The following is an 18,178-nucleotide window of genomic DNA, read 5'->3' on the forward strand; positions in this document are numbered from 1 at the left end:
CTTCTCTTACTTTACGATATTGATTTTTGAACCGTTATCAAGGTTGATCTGTCCACTGGTAATAACCTGTTCACCACCATTTAATCCGCTCAGGATTTGAACTTTATCTCCGTATACTTTTCCGGTTTGAACTTTAATCATTTTAGCAGTTCCATTGTTCACGATAAACAACTGTCCTGAACTTACTCCGTTTACAAAAGCTTCTGCAGGAACGGTTAACATATTCTGAGTTTCAGCACCATTATTTGTTTTAAATAATGCTGTTGCATACATTCCGGCTTTAAGATTTCCTCTGTTTTGAACTTCAATTTCAACCGGGAAATTTAAAGATGCATCACTTTTAGGAGCAATAAATGTAATTCTACCACTGAAAGAATCATCCGGCAAAACATTCACATTGATTGCCACTTCCTGACCCAGCTGAATTCTTCCGATCTGGCTTTCGTCAACCAGTACTGAAAGTTTTAAGCTATTGATATTTACGATTTCGAATAAAGCGGTTCCAGGAGCAACCACCATTCCCGGCTCAACCATTTTTTTGTTGATGGTTCCGCTGATTCCTGCTCTGATGCTTGTGTCGTTAATTTTAACGCTTTGAGCTCTTACTGCAGCCTGCATATTTTTTAGCTGAAGTCTTGAGTTATCTAACTGCTGCTTAGTGACACCTCCTGTTTTAAAAGCATTTTCATAACGTTGATTGTCTGCAATTGCATTTTGCAAGTTATTTTGAGCCTGAGTGACATCTACTTCAATGGCATCTCTTTTAATTGTTGCTAAAACCTGCCCCGCTCCTACTCTTGAACCTTCTTTTACCAAAACGCTCACTATACGTCCTGAAATCTCAGAAGACTGATTCGATTCCTGTTTTGGGATAAAAGTTCCGTTTGCAGAATAATCGGTGTCAATATTTTCTCTGGAAACTGTGATTACATTCACGTTGATTTTGTCAACCTGTTTTGCCACCTCTTTTACCTCAGTATCCTGTTTCTTTTTGTTATCGGAAATTTTCCAAGCGGCCAAACCAACAAGTACGGCAGCTACGATGATATATATTAAAGTTTTTTTCATTTCAATTATGGGTTTTGTAAAGTATTAAGCTCTCCTTTCGCTTTTATTAATTTAATTTCAGCCTGTTTATAATCTAATAATGCAGTGGTATAATTCTGCTTTGCATCTGTTAACGCATTTTCAGAATCTAAAACTTCCGTTAATGTTGCCAAACCGTACTGATAATTAGCTTGAGTATCTCTCTGAACTTTTTCAGCTAATGTTACATTGCCTTTCATACTTTCGATATTGATAATGGCATTTTCCATATTGGTAATAGCATTTTTATATTCTAAACTTAAGCTCAGCTGTGTATTTTCAATATCCTGGTCAATGTCTAAAATATCAATTTGAGCTTGTTGAATTTTCGCTTTTGTGGCACCTCCCGTGAAAATCGGAATGTTTACATTTAGACCAATCGCAGAATAATCACTCCAAAGAACACCGTTATTAATTCCGTTTGTTAAAGGAAATTTAGCACCTTGTCCGCCCCAACCATAATTTGCCTGTAAACCAACTGTCGGATAAAGGTATGCTTCAGTTGCTTTTTTATTGTATTGCAAAAGTTCTCTGTTTTTCTGTAAAACTTTCACTTCAGTTCTTGTATCTAAATCTACAGTTCCCGCGATCAGTTCAGGTCTAGGTTCGATAGATTTTTCTTCAAGCTCGATTTCATTTTGGATAGGAACTCCCATATAAAATTTCAAAGAATTTTTTGAAAGTCCAACCGCATTTACCAACTGTTGTCTGCTTGCACTGATATTCGTTAACTGAACGTTGGTTCTGTCTAAATCAATACCTTTTGCCAAACCGTTTTCAACCAAACTTTTAATTACATTTCTTACTTTTTCGGTATTGGTGTAACTTACATTTAATGTTTTAAGATTTTCTTCCTGTACAAAAACCTGATAATAAGCCGTTGCAACATTCTCAATAATCTGTTCGTTTGAAAGCTGAGCATTTAAAACATAAAATTCTCTTGTAGATTTTGCAGCTTTAAGACCTGTAAAAACTCTTTGGTCAAAAATTGCCTGATTTACGGTTACTACCGCATTTGAGCTCCAAGGCTGTCCCAATTGTGCACGAATTCTCTGACCTCCAAATTCTAACAATGACTCCTGAATAATCGGGTTATAAGTCAAACCTGCAGTAGCACTCACTTGTGGTAATGCACCTGCTCTTGCTTCAGCAATCTTGTATTCCGCTTTTTTAATCTGTAAAGCCGCTTTTTTGGCTTCAGCTTTATTTTGCAACGCTTGTTTAATAGCTTCCTGCAGAGTAATCTGTTGTTGCGCATAAGCTGATGAAGAGGCTAACATCATAAATGCTGCAGCTACACCAATTTTGAGCTTTTTAGCAGTTATACGTTTTCTGTTCATAATTTTATACTTCGTTTATTTTTTTATTGTGTTTATCTTTTATCTCTAAAGGACGATTCATTTCTTAAATTACTTTAACAGTTTTAATTATTTTTTAAAAAGCATATTCAAGATAATATCTTTTCTGTCTGCAATCAATCTGTCAAACTCTTTATCATCAATCATCATATTTTCCAAAAAAAGAGGACGCACCGCGCTTGGAAATACTAAAAGTGAAATCATATTGAGTACAAACTGTACAGGTGCCATCTTCTCGATGTTTCCCAATTCCATTTCTTTTTCGATGTCTGCGTACAGCTTTTTTAGCTCTTCTTCTTCTACATCTCTTTTATGACAGCTCCCTTTATTGATTTGAGAAACAATATAAGTCTCCAAATAAGGATATTGGAGGCTTGTCTGTAAACTGCCATCTATAAAATTGGCAATTTTCTCTTTGAAAGGAAGATCTGAATTCATGATTAATTCAGATTTTTCTTTTTCTACTCGGTGGGCTTCATCAAAAATAATCTGGATCAGATTATCTCTGGATCTGAAATAGTAATTAATAAGTGTTCTGTTGACACCGGCTTCATCAGCTATTTCCTGCGTTGTAGCATCAAACTTACCCTGCACAAAGAAAAGATTCTTTGCAGTCTGCTTGATTAATTCTTGGGTTTGATCTTTTTTTTCTTGTTTTGACATTTTTGTTAAACAATTTTGTGCAAATATATATCAATCATTTGTTTTGACAAAATTGTTAAACAAAATAATTAATAGTTTTTTTATGATATTAATCACAAAAAAAATCCCAAACAATTTGTTCGGGATTTCAGTTTTATTTGAGAGGGTTATTTAAACTAATCTTATCTTATCTTCTAAAATATCAACTACTTTATCTTTGTATAAGCCTCCTAAAGCTTTTTTAAAGTTTTTCTTGCTCATTTGCAACTCATCCTTAATTTCTTCAGGTGTAGATTTATCTGAAAGATGGAGCAACCCGAAATTTTCTTCTAACTTGTTAAGGATTCTCTGCCTGAACTCGTCAATATTTTCAAAACCTACAGGTTGAAGAGAAACATCAATTTTTCCGTCTTCACGAATTTCTTTTATATAGCCCTCTTCTTCAGATAGCGGATACAGCTTTTTGTAAACATCTGTGGCATAAATCAGCCCGATATATTTTTTATTAATGATCACATTCCAGCCCAATTCACTTTCGTTCATCATTAGTAATTCAACTTTATCCCCATTCTGGAAAGGTAAATCCTGATATTGTGGATTTCTCTTAAACTTGGTCGTTCCGGTAATTAATTTTAAATCTTCATCAATGTAAAGATTGACCAAATATCTTTTCCCTTCAATAATTTTTGTCTTCTGCTGTTTGTACGGAATAAAAAGATCTTTAATAATTCCCCAATCCATAAAAGCACCACTCGGAAGACTTTGCACACAGGTCATCACAGCAAATTCACCCACTTCTGCCAAAGGAGTTTCGGTCGTTGCTTTCAATTTGTTATCGTCCTGATAAACGAAAACTTCCAATTCGTCGCCAATTTCTTTTTCTTCACGAATAAAGACTTTAGACATAAAAGCTGTTTCACCAGAATCGTCTGTAAGCATCCATCCTGAATGATTTTTTTCTGAAATTTTTAAAGTTTGGGTTTTTCCGATGTGCATCAATGATAAATTTAGGCTGCAAAGGTAAGGAATTTAGTTTGAGAGTTGGAGGAATTTTGATTTGGAGGAATTTTAGCTCAATTTAATTTTTACAATTTTTCAAATCATGAATGAATTTCTGAGAGTCTTTTATATAGTCAGTTTTTGGTATATCGTGGATATTTCCGACAGTTTTAATGAGTTTATTTTTCTCATAATAACATCTTAATTCAGATAAAAGCTGAGGTTTTTCTAAATAACCATTTTCATTAACTGTCTGATATTTTTTAGAATGAACAAAAACCAGTTTCCCATTTTCGGAAAAGAAATATTCTGTAATAATATTCCAAACTGATAATCCAACGAAATATTCCATTTTCCTGAGTTTTCCATTTTTGTAGAAACCTTTTAGCTCAATTCCGTTATCAGATACTTCAGATTTATCCATAAAATATGAATACGGAACTTTTTTAATTTCAAATCCTTTAGCCTGATTAATACTTTGAACGGTCTTTTTTACCGATTCAATATTTTGTCCAAATAATAATCCGGAAAAGACAATCAGCAAAAATGGAATCAACTTCTTCATGATTATCAATTTTTAGATATAAAATCCATTAAATCCCGTCGGCTGCTTTCAAAATCCAATGCATCTCCAACCACAAAATATTTTTGTTTGTCGACACATTTTGAAAATAATAATTTAGCTAAAGAAATTTTATTCTTGTCAAAACTTAAATCTTTTACCAAAACAGCGATCTGATCTGAAGTAAACATCGCATGACGACCTTGTTGATTAATAAAAGCTATTTTCTTATCATCAAACCATGCATCTTTTTTCATTGCAGACATAAATTGCTGGAACGTCTGCTGATCCATCACATTCGGATAATTGATAGTACCATAGTTTCCTGAATTTCCGTATGGATTATTCCACACATCATTCCAGTTATTAAAACCATAATAATCGTTTTGAATCGGATAAGAATCTAATAAATAAAGACCTTCGTTTGTGAAAAAATCAAGCACCAATCTGCTGTTATTTCTAACATTCAAAGTAGCTCTGTATACTAAATATCCGTTATCATAAATCACAATCGGAATTCTTCCAGACGGAAGATCAAAAAATCGATATTTCCCGGAATTATTTGCAATCACTTGATTTCCTAATTCCACGCTAAAATATCCTTGCTCAGGAATTCTGAGAAAAACTTCTGCATACCCATAATTCTGATTCCATTGATAATTTGGATTCGTCGGTCTTCTGTATTGACTATTTTGATTATTTTGATTTCTAAATCCTGAATTACGAGAATTATCTTCTTTTGAACTCTGTCTTTTCTCATTTGAAGTTCCCATTTCATTTTTTGAGGCTTCATTTCTCAAAAGTTCACCTGCTTTTCCAGCTTCTTGTGCAAAAAATAACAGACCGGATAAAACAGCACATATAGTAAATATTCTTTTCATAATGTTTTCATTTTATAGTGAATTCGAGCTCTATTTTCATGCCATAAATTGGTAATTTTAACTAAATTAAAATATAAATTTAATCCGTTTAACTTTATATAAAATACAGAATCAAAGGGAAATTCAAACAAAAAAAGAGAAGCCGGAACTTCTCTTTATATTTCTGCCAAAATTGGCTCTTTCTACTCTTATTTAATTCTTACATATGAAGCGCTCTTTTTCCTGTAGCATCCAAAGCAGCTTCTTTAACAGCTTCTGCATAAGTTGGGTGAGCATGAGAACTTCTAGCGATGTCTTCTGCACTTGCACGGAATTCCATTGCAATAACTCCTTCTGCAACCAAATCTGCAGCTCTTGCTCCAATCATATGAAAACCAAGGACTTCATCTGTTTTTTCGTCAGCGATAATTTTCACCAAACCATCAACATCTCCACTTGCTCGGCTTCTTCCTAAAGCTCTCATTGGAAAAGTTCCGATTTTGTAAGCAACACCTTCTTCTTTCAATTGCTCTTCAGTTTTACCAACTCCGGCAACTTCCGGCCAAGTGTAAACAACTCCAGGAATTAGGTTATAGTTGATGTGAGGTTTTTGTCCGGCTAAAGTTTCAGCAACAAAAACGCCCTCTTCTTCAGCTTTGTGAGCCAACATTGCTCCTTTAATTACATCACCGATTGCGTAAATATTTGTAACGTTGGTTTGTAAATGATCGTTGGTTTTGATTCTTCCTCTTTCGTCTAATTCTACACCAGCTTTTTCAAGAGCCAGTCCGTCTGTATAAGGTCTTCTTCCAACAGAAACTAAACAGTAATCTCCTTCAACCGTAACTTCTTCTCCTTTTTTATCTTTAGCAGTAATTTTCACAGAATCTCCGTTTCTTTCCACTGCAGAAACCGCTGTAGAAAGCATAAACTTCATTCCTTGCTTTTTAAGAACTTTAGTCAATTCTTTGCTTAAAGCTCCGTCCATTGTCGGAATGATTTTATCCATAAATTCAACAACAGTAACCTGAGAACCTAATCTTAAGTAAACTGAACCTAACTCAAGACCGATAACTCCACCTCCGATTACAACCAAATGCTTAGGAATTTCTTTTAGATTTAAAGCCTCGGTAGAAGTAATCACTCTTTCTTTATCTAAAGTGATGAAAGGCAAAGATGAAGGTTTAGAACCTGTTGCAATAATTGTATATTTAGATTCAATCGATTCTGAAGAACCGTCGTTTTTAGTCACTTTAATCTGAGTTGCAGATTCGAAACTTCCAAGACCTTCAAAGACAGTGATTTTGTTTTTATCCATCAGGAAATTAATTCCTTTAGTAGTTTGTTCTACCACTTCATTTTTTCTTGCAATCATTCTTGCGATGTCTGCTTGTGGCTCGTTAATGATAATTCCGTGACTTTCAAAATTATGCTTTGCGTTTTCGAAGTGTTCAGAACTGTCTAAAAGTGCTTTTGAAGGAATACATCCAACGTTAAGACAAGTTCCTCCCAACGTAGAATATTTTTCAATAATTGCTGTTTTGAAACCCAATTGTGCAGCGCGAATTGCAGCTACATAACCTCCAGGACCGGAACCGATTACGGTAACATCAAATTGACTCATTTTATATTTAATTTATTTATTATTCAATTGATTAATTATTACAAATTTACTGATTAATTACCACGCCACAAAGTGAGTTTTGTCAAGTTTTGATAAGCGGGAATTTGCAAGTTGGACGATAGAAGTTTGATTGATTGAGAATATTTATTAAGCTGGAAGATGGGAGTTTGAAGATGGAAGTCTAAATTATTGAGAATATTTCCTATAATTTTGACTTCCATCTTCCAACCTTTTCACAAATTAAGATTCAGTTTTCCTTCTCCGAAAGCTTCTTTATTTTCATAAAAGCTTCCTCCACAAATATACCAGGGAAGGTTTTCTAAATATTCAACAGCATTTTCAGGTTTCATTTCTGCAACTTCTTTTTTAGCGATAATTCCTTTAAACCATCTGCTTAATTCCGGAGATGTTTCAGACTCAGCAGAATATTTAAGCCAAATTCTTTGGCAAAGTCTGCACTGGATGATGCTTACTTCAGCATTTCTGCCATCAGTAAAATCGGTTCCTATTATTGAAGTTCTATATTCAGATTCAATCAAGTCATGCTTTTCACAGGCACAACCCAATTTTGGAAGTTTTTTCATGAATGAATTATTGATTATAAATAAAATTGAGGTGCAAATTTAAGGAAATATAAAGTTTTACAGCTCAAGATAATTACATCAGCTAAATTTGTGTTTAGAAAAAATATTCAGTTCTTTTGTCATTCTGTAGGAATCTCAACATGCTAAAATAAAGTAATTTAGATTCCTACGGAATGACAAACATACCGATAATTTGTATATACAAATAAAAACAACTTCCTAACGCTAAAAAGGTTTTATTTTTGCATCAAATCCAGCAAAATTTTCTCATATCTATCTAAAATAATTTCTTTTGAAAACCTCGATTTTATAGAGTTTTTAATAGAATCTGAATCGTAATCACGATGAATAAGGGTAAGAATTTTTTGTGAGAAATCTTCAGGATTTTCAATATCTGCAATTTCTCCGTTGGTATTGTGCTGAATGATTTCATTGATTCCGCCTTTACAGTTATTGACTAAAGAATACGTTCCGCAAGCTCCGGCTTCCAACAAAACGTTCGGGAAACCTTCATAACGTGAGGAAAGAATAAAAAGATCAGCAAACTTTAAAAACTGATACGGATTCTCCTGTCTTCCATGAAAAACAACCTGTTTCAAATCTAAAAATTCTTTCATCTGATAAAGAATTTCACGATCTCTTCCATCTCCTAAAATATGAAGGATAATTTTTTCATTTTTAAGTCTGGAAAAAACTTTCAGCAAATTATCAAAACCCTTTCGTGCCGATAAATTTCCTATTGCAACGACGTTTTTATAGTTATATTTAAAACTTTCTGGCTTAGTAGAAATTAAAAGTTTTTCATTAATAAAATCAAAATCTACAGGATTATTAATTTTCGTGATTTTATGTTTTTTAATATTAAAATTGCTCACCAAATCATTCATCATATCGTCACTTTGTGCAATAATCTGCTGATAATTATTGTAGAAGTTATAGAAAAATTTTATTTCTTTTCTGGTAACATGCTCAGAAACAACATTGGTTTCTCTTGCAATAAATTTAATTCTCGGAAAAAGCTTGATAAATAAAGACAAATAAGCATTCACTTCACCAAATCCTGAGAAAACAATATCCGGTTTTCTGCGATAAATTTGTGAAAGAATGGGTTTTAGAGAATTTCTTATCCGCTCGATATTCAAATCGATAATCTCAACGTCTTTTTTAAGTAAATTCAGGTAGCCTCCCTGTTTGCGAAGAAGCAAAATCTTAGGTTCAAAGCGATCTCGTGAGAGATGATTTGCGATGGTAGTAACGATTCTTTCTGCACCTCCGGTTTCCAAATCCGGCAGAATAAACATGACAGAAATTTTCTTATTCATCCTGAAAAACTAATTAATGATAAATTTAGTCATTTTAAAACAACTCAGGAAAATCTTGAGAATGATTGTTGATAATATGATTTACTAAGAATTTATTGTCTCTTTGATCGAAAAAAATATACCAAGATGTAGTATTATTTGCTTTATACCTGATAAATTTTTTACCAAACTTTTGATAGTATAAAGGTGAATTTTTGCTGATTGGTTTTGAAATATTATTTTTAATAAAATCATAAATTTTCTCCACATAAGTCAAAGCAGAATCCTCAAAACCAAAGTATTCATTTATGAATAAAACTTCAAGCAGATTGTCTATTTCACTTTCAAATCTATCTTTATAAACGATTACTTCTTCCAAGGTAAATTCCTAATAAACTCATTCGTTCTTCTCCTCATTTCATCATGCGGAATTCCTTTTGCAAACCTCTCATCAAAATCATCTTTTACAGCATATTCTGTTTGAGGCTCTGCAATTTTATTTTCCGAAATCATTTTTTCTTTCAATTCAAGTAAATCTGCAAGATCATCAAACTCATTCATCCCTTTTATCCATTGGATGAGTTCTTTTTTTGCTTCTGTTATTGGATTTTCCATTTCGATTTAACTGATAAATTAATTCGCAACGTCACTGATAAATTTAATTCGCAACATTCTTACTTCTTCGTCAGACAATTCGTCCCCAAATTCATCCAGCAAAACTTTCATGCTGTCGCTTTCAGATTCATTCATAAATTCCATGAAACCATCTACAATATCTTCATCAAAATTATCTTCAATATAATAATTGATATTTAATTTAGTTCCCTGATAAACAATACGTTCCATTTCTTTCAGCAAATCGTTCATCGAAAGATTTTTGGCTCTTGCAATATCTTCAAGATCGATTTTTTTGTCGGTACTCTGAATAATGAAAACTTTGTGACTCGATTTATTAGCCACATTTTTCAAAACCATATCCTGAGTACGTTCTATATTATTGTCTTCAACATATTTTGCGATAAATTCTGCAAATTCTTTACCGTATTTTTTAGATTTTCCTTCACCTACACCATAAACTTTCGCAATTTCTTCAACAGTAATAGGATATTGCACCGTCATATCTTCCAGACTCGGATCCATAAAAACTGTGTAAGGCGGAATACCATGTTTCTTTGCGACTTTTTTTCTTAGTTCTTTTAAAAGTACGAACAGATTTTGATCTAAACCTCCACCAGATTGTTGCTGCACCTGATCGCTTTCCGCTTTTGTTTGGGACAAATCAAATTCACGATCTTCAGCAATTAAAAAACTTTCCTTATAGGTATTGTCTAAAACCTGTTGACCTTTTGGTGAGATCTTTAAAACACCGTAGGTTTCAATATCTTTCTGTAAAAAATTCTGAACCGTCGCCTGTCTTAAAATTGTTTTCCAATAATTGTCTTTTTCAGATTTTCCAAAACCAAAAAAAGAACTTTGCTCCATCTTATAGGATTTAGTGACTGCATTTTCTTTTCCTACAATTACAGAAATCAAATCTTTAGACTTAAATTTTTCTTGAGTTTCCTTTATTAATTCTAATGCTTTTTTCAAATCTTCTGAAGCATCTTTTAATTTTGGCGGGTTTGCAGCATTATCACACATTTTGGCTCCTTCACCATTTACCGGATCGAAAATTTCCCCGAAATAATATAAAATATACTGTCTTCGGCTCATTGAAGTTTCGGCATAACCAACTACCTCATTTAAAAGCTGTAAGCCGATTTCTCTTTCGGAAACAGGTTTTTGAGCTAAAAATTTTTCTAATTTTTCAATATCTTTAGGATCATAGAAAGCCAAGCAGTAGCCTTCTCCACCATCTCTACCTGCGCGACCGGTCTCCTGATAATAACTTTCTAAAGATTTCGGGAAATCATAGTGAATGACAAAACGTACATCCGGTTTATCAATTCCCATCCCAAAAGCGATTGTGGCAACAATTACGTCGGCTTCTTCCATCAAAAATTTATCCTGATTGGCAACCCTTACTTTCTGGTCAAGACCTGCATGATAAGGAAGTGCGTTGATTCCGTTTACCTGAAGAAGCTGTGCAAATTCTTCCACTTTTCTTCGGCTTAAACAATATACAATCCCAGATTTACCTTTGTTTTTATTGATAAACTTTACAATTTCTTTGTCAATATTAACTTTCGGAGTTACTTCGTAAAATAAATTAGCCCTGTTAAAACTTTCTTTAAAAACCAAAGCATTTGTCATTCCTAAAGTTTTTTGAATATCATCCTGCACTTTCGGAGTTGCCGTTGCTGTTAAAGCAATCACAGGAACATCCGCAATTTTATCGATAATCTGCTTTAAATTTCTATATTCAGGTCTGAAATCATGTCCCCACTCTGAAATACAATGCGCCTCGTCGATTGCAAAGAATGATATTTTAACATCTTTTAAAAATTCAAGATAATCTTCTTTAATTAAAGATTCCGGAGCAACATACAAAAGTTTTGTTTTTCCGCTTTTTATATCATCAAAAACCTGTTTAGTCTGGGTTTTATTGAGTGAAGAATTCAGAACATGGGCAATACCTGTTTCCGAAGAAAGTCCGTTTACAGCATCTACCTGATTTTTCATCAGTGCAATAAGCGGTGAAACGACAATCGCAGTTCCCTCAGAAATAAGGGCCGGAAGCTGATAACAAAGAGATTTACCTCCTCCTGTAGGCATCAGAACAAAAATATCTTTTCCATTCAAGAGATTATTAATGATCTCTTCCTGTTGTCCTTTGAAGGTTGAAAATCCGAAGTATTTTTTTAATTCGCCTGATAAATTGGCTTTTTTTGCGCTCATCTAATTTTGTATTGCTAAATTTGCATCTTATCCAAAGATAAATAATTTTTACTTAAAATAAAAGTAATAGATTTTTTTAACCCTTATATTTATATTGAATATAAATTGAAATCTTTGATGTTTTGTATTCTAATCACGATTTAAAAAATGGAAAGAGACAACATTATCTCAATTGCGAAAAGCACACTGACCATAGAAATTTCTGAACTGGAAAAATTAAAAGAAAGAATTTCAGACGAATTTGTAAAAGCCGTAGAAATCATTCATTCTGCAACCGGAAAATTAATCGTTGTAGGAATAGGAAAATCTGCTCACGTAGGAAATAAGATTGTTGCCACTTTAAATTCTACAGGAACGCCTTCACAGTTTTTGCATGCTTCAGAAGCAATTCACGGAGATTTGGGAGTCATTCAAAAGCAGGATATCGTTTTGTGCATTTCAAATTCCGGTAATTCACCGGAGATTATCAATCTGGTTTCTTATTTAAAAGATTATTCTTCCGCCTTAATTGCAATGACGGGAAACCGTAAAAGTAAATTAGCAGAATTGTCTGATGTAATTTTAGATACATATGTAGATTTAGAGGCTTGTCCGAATAAATTGGCTCCGACAAGTTCCACAACTAATCAAATGGCTTTGGGAGACGCTTTAGCAATTTGTTTAATGGAATTGAACGATTTTAAAGAAAATGATTTTGCCAAATTTCATCCGGGTGGAAGTTTGGGTAAAAATTTAACGGCTCGAGTGGAGCAGTTTGTTTCTTCACAAAAACCACAGGTTACAGAAGATTCTTCGATACGGGATGTGATTATTTCTATCAGTTCATCAAGCCACGGAATTACCGTTGTAACAAAAGAAGATAAGATTATCGGCGTTATTACCGACGGAGACTTACGGAGAATGCTTCTTAATGGTGATGATATTTCTACCATTTTGGCAAAAGACATTATGTCTGCAAACCCGAAAACTGTTGAAAAAGATGCTTTAGCAAAAGAAGCAATGAAAATTCTGAAAGATAATAACATCGGACAATTAATCGTAATAGAGAACGGAAAATATTTTGGAATTATTGATCTGCATAAATTATTGGATGAAGGAATTAATTAAGTTGAGGCTAAAATTTAGGTTTAAGTTAAATTGAAAAAAGAATAAACTTGAATTTGTGATTTTAAGATGAATCTAAAAACTTCCGGCATAAAGAAACTTTTCCATACATTTGAAACTTTAAAAAATTATCTGTGAGCGAAGAAAAAGACATGTCTTTTTGGGGACATATTGGCGAACTGAGAGGACATTTGATCCGTTCTATTATAGCAATTATTGTGGCGGCAGTTCTTGTTGGTTTCAACATTAACTGGATTATGGATCATATCTTTTTTGGTCCTACACGAAATGATTTCCCTACATTCAAACTGGTGAATGAGTTCTCACAATGGATTTTGGGTGAAGACAGCATCACTTTACCAGATGAATTTCCGGTGCGTGTTCAGAGATTATATCAGCAGTTTAATGTGATGATGGCTGTTTCTATTTTCGGTGGAATTGTTGCTGCTTTTCCGTATATTGTTTGGGAATTATGGAGATTTATCGGTCCTGCTCTCCATCCGAATGAAAGAAAAAACTCAATCTTCGTTATCAATTCGGTTTGGATTTTATTTATGACCGGAGTTTTGTGCGGATATTTCCTTATTTTACCATTTGCTGTGAACTTTGGAGTCATTTTTAAAATTTCAGACATTATTATTCCGCTGTACGATTTAAGTGATTACACTACTTTATTTTTGCAGGTTGTTTTAGGAATGGGAGTTGTATTTTTATTCCCGGTTTTGATTTATTTCTTAACAAATATCGGAATTTTGAATCCGAAATTCATGAAGACTTACAGAAGACACGCCATTGTTTTAATTATGGTTGTTGCAGCAATTATTACTCCTGCAGATGTTTTGAGTATGATGATGGCGGCCTTACCGTTGTTGTTATTGTATGAATTCAGCATTGTGATGTGCGGTTATACATTTAGAAAAGTGCAAAAACGTGAAGCAGCCTTAGCAAAAGTTCAGAATTAATTTTAATTAATTATATAGCATAAAGCGGCGCAAAAATCTTTGATTTTTGCGCCGCTTCTTTTCAGAATGCTTATTAAAAATTATGAATACGTTTTTTAATCATAACTCTAAAATCAGCATTCATTTTGTCATCCTATGTTATCAAACATAAGATGACAAACAAACTCTTAAAACTAAATTATTACCAATTGCGGACATTCATATTAAAAATTAATCAATCTTAATAATATTCTTTAATTTTGACACAATTCAAATTTCATTATGAAAAAATTTTCATACTCACTATTATTGATTTCCGGTCTTGCTTTCGGTCAGTTTTTCGAACAGAATAAAACATTTACCAAACAGGATACTTTAAAAGGCTCAAATACCAAATTCCGTGATTTTTGGGATGTGAAAAAGTATGATTTGTCTGTTGAACCGGATTTCGAACAGAAAAGTATTAAAGGAAACAATATTATCAGTTTTGAAATTACCAAAAACATAAAAAGTCCTGTTTTTCAGATTGATTTGCAGCAGCCAATGAGCGCTGATAAAGTTCAATGCAGTTTTCCTACGATGGGAAACTTTAAAAGAGACGGTGATTTCATTTTTATTTCAGCCAATAAATCTTTTAAGAAAGGAGAAAAATATACGATTGATGTGACTTATTCCGGAAATCCTATTATTGCTAAAAATGCACCTTGGGACGGAGGATGGATTTTTAAATCCGATGAAAAAGGAAATCCTTGGATGAGCGTTGCAGATGAAGGAATTGGTGCATCAGTCTGGCTTCCTACAAAAGATATCTGGAGCGATGAGCCAGATTCCGGAATTTTGATGAAAATAATTACGCCTAAAAATTTAGTCGGAGTTGGAAATGGAAGATTAATTAGCCAGAAAACAGAAAATAATAAGAATATTTTTACCTGGCAAGTTAAAAATCCTATCAATGCCTATTCCATCATTCCGAGCATTGGAAAATATGTAAATTTTAAAGATTCTTATGACGGTTTAAAAGGGAAATTAGATCTTGATTATTGGGTTTTGGACTATAATTTAGATAAAGCAAAAAAACAGTTTCAGCAGATAAAACCAATGATGAAATCTTTTGAATATTGGTTTGGTCCGTATCCTTTTTACGAAGATTCTTATAAACTGGTAGAATCTCCCCATTTAGGAATGGAACATCAAAGTAATGTTGCCTACGGAAACGGTTATCAGAACGGATACTTAGGAAAAGACCTTTCAGAAACAGGAGTTGGTTTAAAGTGGGATTTCATCATTATTCACGAAAGCGGGCATGAATGGTTTGCGAATAATATTACCGCAAAAGATCAGGCAGATATGTGGATTCATGAATCGTTTACCAATTATTCTGAAGTTCTTTTTACCGAAAATTATATCGATAAAAAATCTGCAGATATTTATGCGCAGGGAATCCAGCACAATATTTTAAACGATGTTCCGATTATCGGGAAATATGGGGTAAGAAATGAAGGAAGTGGCGATATGTATGCAAAAGGTGCAAGTATGATTCACACTATGCGACAGATTATCAATGATGATGCTAAATTCAGGGAAATTTTAAGAGGTTTGAATAAAGATTTTTATCATCAAACGGTTACTACCGAACAAATAGAAAAATATATTTCTGAAAAAGCCGGATTTGATTTCTCCAGTATTTTTAATCAATATTTAAGAACGGTTGATGTTCCGGTTTTAGAATATTCTCAAAATGGAGCTGAATTAAAATATCGCTATGTAAATGGAGTGAAGAATTTAAATCTTCCGATAAGATTGGGTGATCAGACTATTTCTCCGAATGAAAACTGGCAGACTCTGAATCTAACTAATTCAAAACCAATAGAGTTTAGCAGGAATTATTATATCAGATATAAAAAAATTAATTAAAATCTTAAGAGCAAAATCAATTTGGTTTTGCTTTTTATTAACTAAAATTTAGGAATAAATTACAGTTCGATTTGTAACAAATTCAATTTAAAATCAACTACTTATCTATAAATTAAACCTAATGAAAAAAATAGCAATAAGTTTAGGAATTCTGGCAGTAGCTTTCGTTCAGGCTCAGTCGATTAAAACCAATATTGACTTGGTAAACGTAAAAGACGATAAAGTAGCCGTTAGCATGGAATTTCCGAAAATGAAATCTAATGACGTAAAATTTCACTTTCCTAAAACCGTTCCCGGAACTTATTCTGTGGATGATTACGGAAGGTTTGTAGAAGGAATAAAGTTTTTAGACAATAAAGGAAAAGAAATCGCTTTTACCAAAGTAAATGACAATACGTATTCATTAAAAAATGCAAAAGCTTTAACCAAAATCACCTATTTCGTCAACGACAGTTTTGATGAAGAAAACGAAACTCAAAAACACAAAGCTGTATTTTCTCCTTCCGGAACTGATATTGAAGAAGGAAAAGTTTATCTAATCAATACGCATGGTTTTGTTGGTTATATTGATAATATGCAGGATGTCCCTTATCAGTTGGTGATTCAGAAACCGAATGATTTTTATGGAACAACCGCTTTGGTAGACCAGGATAAATCTGATGCAACAGATACTTTTACCCTGGCAAATTATGCTAAACTGACAGACTCTCCATTAATGTATTCAAAACCTGATTACATTACTTTCAATGCAGGCGGAATGGATTTGGTTTTAGGCGTTTATTCTCCGACAGGAAAATATAAAGCGGCAGATTTTAAAGAAAATTTAGAGAAAATGGTGGTGGCTCAGAAGAAATTTTTGGGTGACATGAATACCAATAAGAAATATGCCATCATGCTTTATCTCGCAGGAACTCAAGGTCCGCAGATAAAAGGTTTCGGAGCTTTGGAACATCATGAATCTACGAGTGTTGTCCTACACGAAATGATGCCGAAAGAAACCATTGATGAAGCGATTGTAGATGTAGTTTCTCACGAGTTTTTCCATACGGTAAATCCTTTAAAAACACATTCTGAAGAAATTCATTATTTTGATTATGCAGATCCGAAAATGTCACAACATCTTTGGATGTACGAAGGCGGAACGGAGTATTTTGCCAATTTATTTCAGATCCAGGAAGGGCTGATTACCAAAGATCAGTTTTTGCAGAGAATCAGCGATAAAATAAAAAACTCTAAAAGCTATGACGATACCATGCCGTTTACGGTAATGAGTAAAAATATTCTTCAGGATAAATATAAAGATCAGTATAGAAATGTTTACGAAAAAGGAACTCTTTTGGCGATGTGTCTTGATATTGAACTGAGAAAATTATCAAACGGAGAAATGGGTTATCGTGATATGATCAGAAAACTGTCTCAGAGATTTGGTGAAAACAAACCCTTTAAAGATGATAAACTGATTGACGAATTGGTAACGATCACAGGGTTTCCTCAGGTAAAAGATTTTTACAACAAATACATTGCAGGAAGCAATCCTACTCCTTATGCTGAATATCTGAAAGAAGTAGGTGTTGAAATCAATAAACAGGATACTCCGCCCATGTTTTGGTTTATTAAAGATCCTGCACAAACAGGATATAACGAAAAAAATAAAACATTTGTTTTTGATGAAAGCTCGGCACTTTCACCGTTCTCAAAAAGTATTGGTTTTAAAATTACAGATGAAGTTCTTGCTTTAGATGGAAAGACAATCAATATTCAAAACGCTCAGGAATTTATTGGTTACGCTCAGTCGATTAAAAACGGACAAGATGTAACAGTGACGGTTCTACGTAAAAACGGCGATAAAGAAGATAAAATTGAGTTGAAAGGAAAAGCAATTTTAGACAAAATGACTGTAGAAACGCTTCATTTTAAAGCCAATCCTACACCTGCTGAACAGAAACTTCAGGATCAGTGGTTAACTGGAAAAAAGTAAACTAAATTATTTTTAAAAAAAATGCGGAGAAAATTTTTCCCGCATTTTTTGTTGATTGCTTTAATAGAAATAATTTAAGGTTCCATTGCATCTGAAGCTTGAAGGGCTTGTACTGTCGCTTGATGAAAAGCTTGTTGATAAGTTTCAGCACAACTTGTTGCCGATGCTGAGTTTCCATTATAGGGGTTATTTACGGTTACCGTAACACACACAGTTTTCAATGCTTTTAATTTTTTTTGCTCTTTTTTATTTATTAATTTTCCGTTAGAAGCACTAACTAATCCCATAGCTCCAATAGCTAAAAATAAAATAATTTTTTTCATTGTTTTATATTTTTTAAAATTTAGTATTTAACAAATATAAAAATAAGTACAATATTAAATACTA

The 18,178-nt window shown here is 33.2% G+C and carries 17 protein-coding genes; 4 read left to right on the forward strand and 13 right to left on the reverse strand.

Translation table 11 applies throughout. The features are described from left to right. Nucleotides 1-6 precede the first annotated feature (6 nt). The 12 genes from ACOOWA_RS07805 to recQ all read right to left on the reverse strand — a co-directional run bounded on the left by ACOOWA_RS07805 (nt 7) and on the right by recQ (nt 11,854). Nucleotides 7-1,068, reverse strand: a complete 1,062-nt coding sequence (locus ACOOWA_RS07805; RefSeq protein ID WP_421374360.1) for an efflux RND transporter periplasmic adaptor subunit — start codon at nt 1,066-1,068, stop codon at nt 7-9. A 5-nt stretch (nt 1,069-1,073) separates the two neighbouring features. Continuing rightward, nucleotides 1,074-2,426, reverse strand: coding sequence for a TolC family protein (locus ACOOWA_RS07810; RefSeq protein WP_421374362.1), 1,353 nt, complete (start codon nt 2,424-2,426; stop codon nt 1,074-1,076). An 87-nt stretch (nt 2,427-2,513) separates the two neighbouring features. Then, nucleotides 2,514-3,107: a TetR/AcrR family transcriptional regulator gene (locus tag ACOOWA_RS07815; protein ID WP_421374363.1), complete on the reverse strand. Its 594-nt coding sequence runs from the start codon at nt 3,105-3,107 to the stop codon at nt 2,514-2,516. A gap of 150 nt (nt 3,108-3,257) precedes the next feature. Next, entirely contained in the window at nt 3,258-4,082 is an 825-nt protein-coding gene (locus ACOOWA_RS07820) for a S1 RNA-binding domain-containing protein (RefSeq protein WP_421374364.1), read from the reverse strand. 82 nt (nt 4,083-4,164) lie between these two features. Then, complete coding sequence (locus tag ACOOWA_RS07825; protein WP_421374365.1) at nt 4,165-4,650, reverse strand: hypothetical protein; 486 nt, start codon at nt 4,648-4,650, stop codon at nt 4,165-4,167. A gap of 5 nt (nt 4,651-4,655) precedes the next feature. Further along, on the reverse strand, nt 4,656-5,528 hold the full coding sequence (locus ACOOWA_RS07830; protein ID WP_421374367.1) for a DUF4476 domain-containing protein: 873 nt from the start codon (nt 5,526-5,528) through the stop codon (nt 4,656-4,658). 199 nt (nt 5,529-5,727) lie between these two features. After that, the gene (lpdA, locus tag ACOOWA_RS07835; RefSeq protein ID WP_421374368.1) at nt 5,728-7,131 is read right to left on the reverse strand and encodes a dihydrolipoyl dehydrogenase; all 1,404 of its coding nucleotides are present in this window, start codon (nt 7,129-7,131) and stop codon (nt 5,728-5,730) included. 233 nt (nt 7,132-7,364) lie between these two features. After that, on the reverse strand, nt 7,365-7,715 hold the full coding sequence (locus ACOOWA_RS07840; protein WP_421374369.1) for a hypothetical protein: 351 nt from the start codon (nt 7,713-7,715) through the stop codon (nt 7,365-7,367). A 236-nt stretch (nt 7,716-7,951) separates the two neighbouring features. Further along, on the reverse strand, nt 7,952-9,037 hold the full coding sequence (locus ACOOWA_RS07845; protein WP_421374370.1) for a glycosyltransferase: 1,086 nt from the start codon (nt 9,035-9,037) through the stop codon (nt 7,952-7,954). Nucleotides 9,038-9,071: 34 nt separating this feature from the next. Beyond that, the gene (locus ACOOWA_RS07850) at nt 9,072-9,395 is read right to left on the reverse strand and encodes a hypothetical protein (protein ID WP_421374371.1); all 324 of its coding nucleotides are present in this window, start codon (nt 9,393-9,395) and stop codon (nt 9,072-9,074) included. Beyond that, nucleotides 9,383-9,631, reverse strand: coding sequence for a hypothetical protein (locus ACOOWA_RS07855; RefSeq protein WP_421374372.1), 249 nt, complete (start codon nt 9,629-9,631; stop codon nt 9,383-9,385). The genes ACOOWA_RS07850 and ACOOWA_RS07855 overlap by 13 nt, the downstream gene beginning before the upstream one ends. An 18-nt stretch (nt 9,632-9,649) precedes the next feature. Then, complete coding sequence (recQ, locus tag ACOOWA_RS07860; protein WP_421374373.1) at nt 9,650-11,854, reverse strand: DNA helicase RecQ; 2,205 nt, start codon at nt 11,852-11,854, stop codon at nt 9,650-9,652. Nucleotides 11,855-12,001: 147 nt separating this feature from the next. Here recQ and ACOOWA_RS07865 point away from each other — a divergent pair, with 147 nt between their 5' ends. The 4 genes from ACOOWA_RS07865 to ACOOWA_RS07880 all read left to right on the forward strand — a co-directional run bounded on the left by ACOOWA_RS07865 (nt 12,002) and on the right by ACOOWA_RS07880 (nt 17,791). Next, nucleotides 12,002-12,961, forward strand: coding sequence for a KpsF/GutQ family sugar-phosphate isomerase (locus tag ACOOWA_RS07865; RefSeq protein WP_421374374.1), 960 nt, complete (start codon nt 12,002-12,004; stop codon nt 12,959-12,961). A gap of 131 nt (nt 12,962-13,092) precedes the next feature. Beyond that, a complete protein-coding gene (tatC, locus tag ACOOWA_RS07870) occupies nt 13,093-13,920 on the forward strand; it encodes a twin-arginine translocase subunit TatC (protein ID WP_421374376.1) in 828 nt (275 codons plus the stop codon). A gap of 261 nt (nt 13,921-14,181) precedes the next feature. Next, the gene (locus ACOOWA_RS07875) at nt 14,182-15,813 is read left to right on the forward strand and encodes a M1 family metallopeptidase (protein ID WP_421374378.1); all 1,632 of its coding nucleotides are present in this window, start codon (nt 14,182-14,184) and stop codon (nt 15,811-15,813) included. Nucleotides 15,814-15,934: 121 nt separating this feature from the next. Then, nucleotides 15,935-17,791 carry a PDZ domain-containing protein gene (locus ACOOWA_RS07880; RefSeq protein WP_421374380.1) on the forward strand — a complete coding sequence of 619 codons (1,857 nt, stop codon included), beginning with the start codon at nt 15,935-15,937 and terminating at the stop codon, nt 17,789-17,791. Between the two features lie 74 nt (nt 17,792-17,865). Here ACOOWA_RS07880 and ACOOWA_RS07885 read toward each other — a convergent pair whose 3' ends face one another. After that, nucleotides 17,866-18,114, reverse strand: coding sequence for a hypothetical protein (locus ACOOWA_RS07885; RefSeq protein WP_421374382.1), 249 nt, complete (start codon nt 18,112-18,114; stop codon nt 17,866-17,868). Between the last annotated feature and the right edge of the window lie 64 nt (nt 18,115-18,178).

Origin of the sequence: Chryseobacterium sp. GP-SGM7 (assembly GCF_049166575.1) — a bacterium.
GTDB lineage: Bacteria > Bacteroidota > Bacteroidia > Flavobacteriales > Weeksellaceae > Chryseobacterium.

Bases quoted from the DNA above. Each gene is read 5' to 3' on its own strand.
- recQ (WP_421374373.1), bottom strand. From the start codon at position 11,854: ATGAGCGCAAAAAAAGCCAATTTATCAGGCGAATTAAAAAAATACTTC.
- ACOOWA_RS07885 (WP_421374382.1), bottom strand. From the start codon at position 18,114: ATGAAAAAAATTATTTTATTTTTAGCTATTGGAGCTATGGGATTAGTT.
- ACOOWA_RS07820 (WP_421374364.1), bottom strand. From the start codon at position 4,082: ATGCACATCGGAAAAACCCAAACTTTAAAAATTTCAGAAAAAAATCAT.
- ACOOWA_RS07840 (WP_421374369.1), bottom strand. From the start codon at position 7,715: ATGAAAAAACTTCCAAAATTGGGTTGTGCCTGTGAAAAGCATGACTTG.
- lpdA (WP_421374368.1), bottom strand. From the start codon at position 7,131: ATGAGTCAATTTGATGTTACCGTAATCGGTTCCGGTCCTGGAGGTTAT.
- ACOOWA_RS07880 (WP_421374380.1), top strand. From the start codon at position 15,935: ATGAAAAAAATAGCAATAAGTTTAGGAATTCTGGCAGTAGCTTTCGTT.
- ACOOWA_RS07810 (WP_421374362.1), bottom strand. From the start codon at position 2,426: ATGAACAGAAAACGTATAACTGCTAAAAAGCTCAAAATTGGTGTAGCT.
- ACOOWA_RS07830 (WP_421374367.1), bottom strand. From the start codon at position 5,528: ATGAAAAGAATATTTACTATATGTGCTGTTTTATCCGGTCTGTTATTT.
- ACOOWA_RS07865 (WP_421374374.1), top strand. From the start codon at position 12,002: ATGGAAAGAGACAACATTATCTCAATTGCGAAAAGCACACTGACCATA.
- ACOOWA_RS07825 (WP_421374365.1), bottom strand. From the start codon at position 4,650: ATGAAGAAGTTGATTCCATTTTTGCTGATTGTCTTTTCCGGATTATTA.
- ACOOWA_RS07845 (WP_421374370.1), bottom strand. From the start codon at position 9,037: ATGAATAAGAAAATTTCTGTCATGTTTATTCTGCCGGATTTGGAAACC.
- ACOOWA_RS07855 (WP_421374372.1), bottom strand. From the start codon at position 9,631: ATGGAAAATCCAATAACAGAAGCAAAAAAAGAACTCATCCAATGGATA.
- ACOOWA_RS07875 (WP_421374378.1), top strand. From the start codon at position 14,182: ATGAAAAAATTTTCATACTCACTATTATTGATTTCCGGTCTTGCTTTC.
- ACOOWA_RS07815 (WP_421374363.1), bottom strand. From the start codon at position 3,107: ATGTCAAAACAAGAAAAAAAAGATCAAACCCAAGAATTAATCAAGCAG.
- ACOOWA_RS07805 (WP_421374360.1), bottom strand. From the start codon at position 1,068: ATGAAAAAAACTTTAATATATATCATCGTAGCTGCCGTACTTGTTGGT.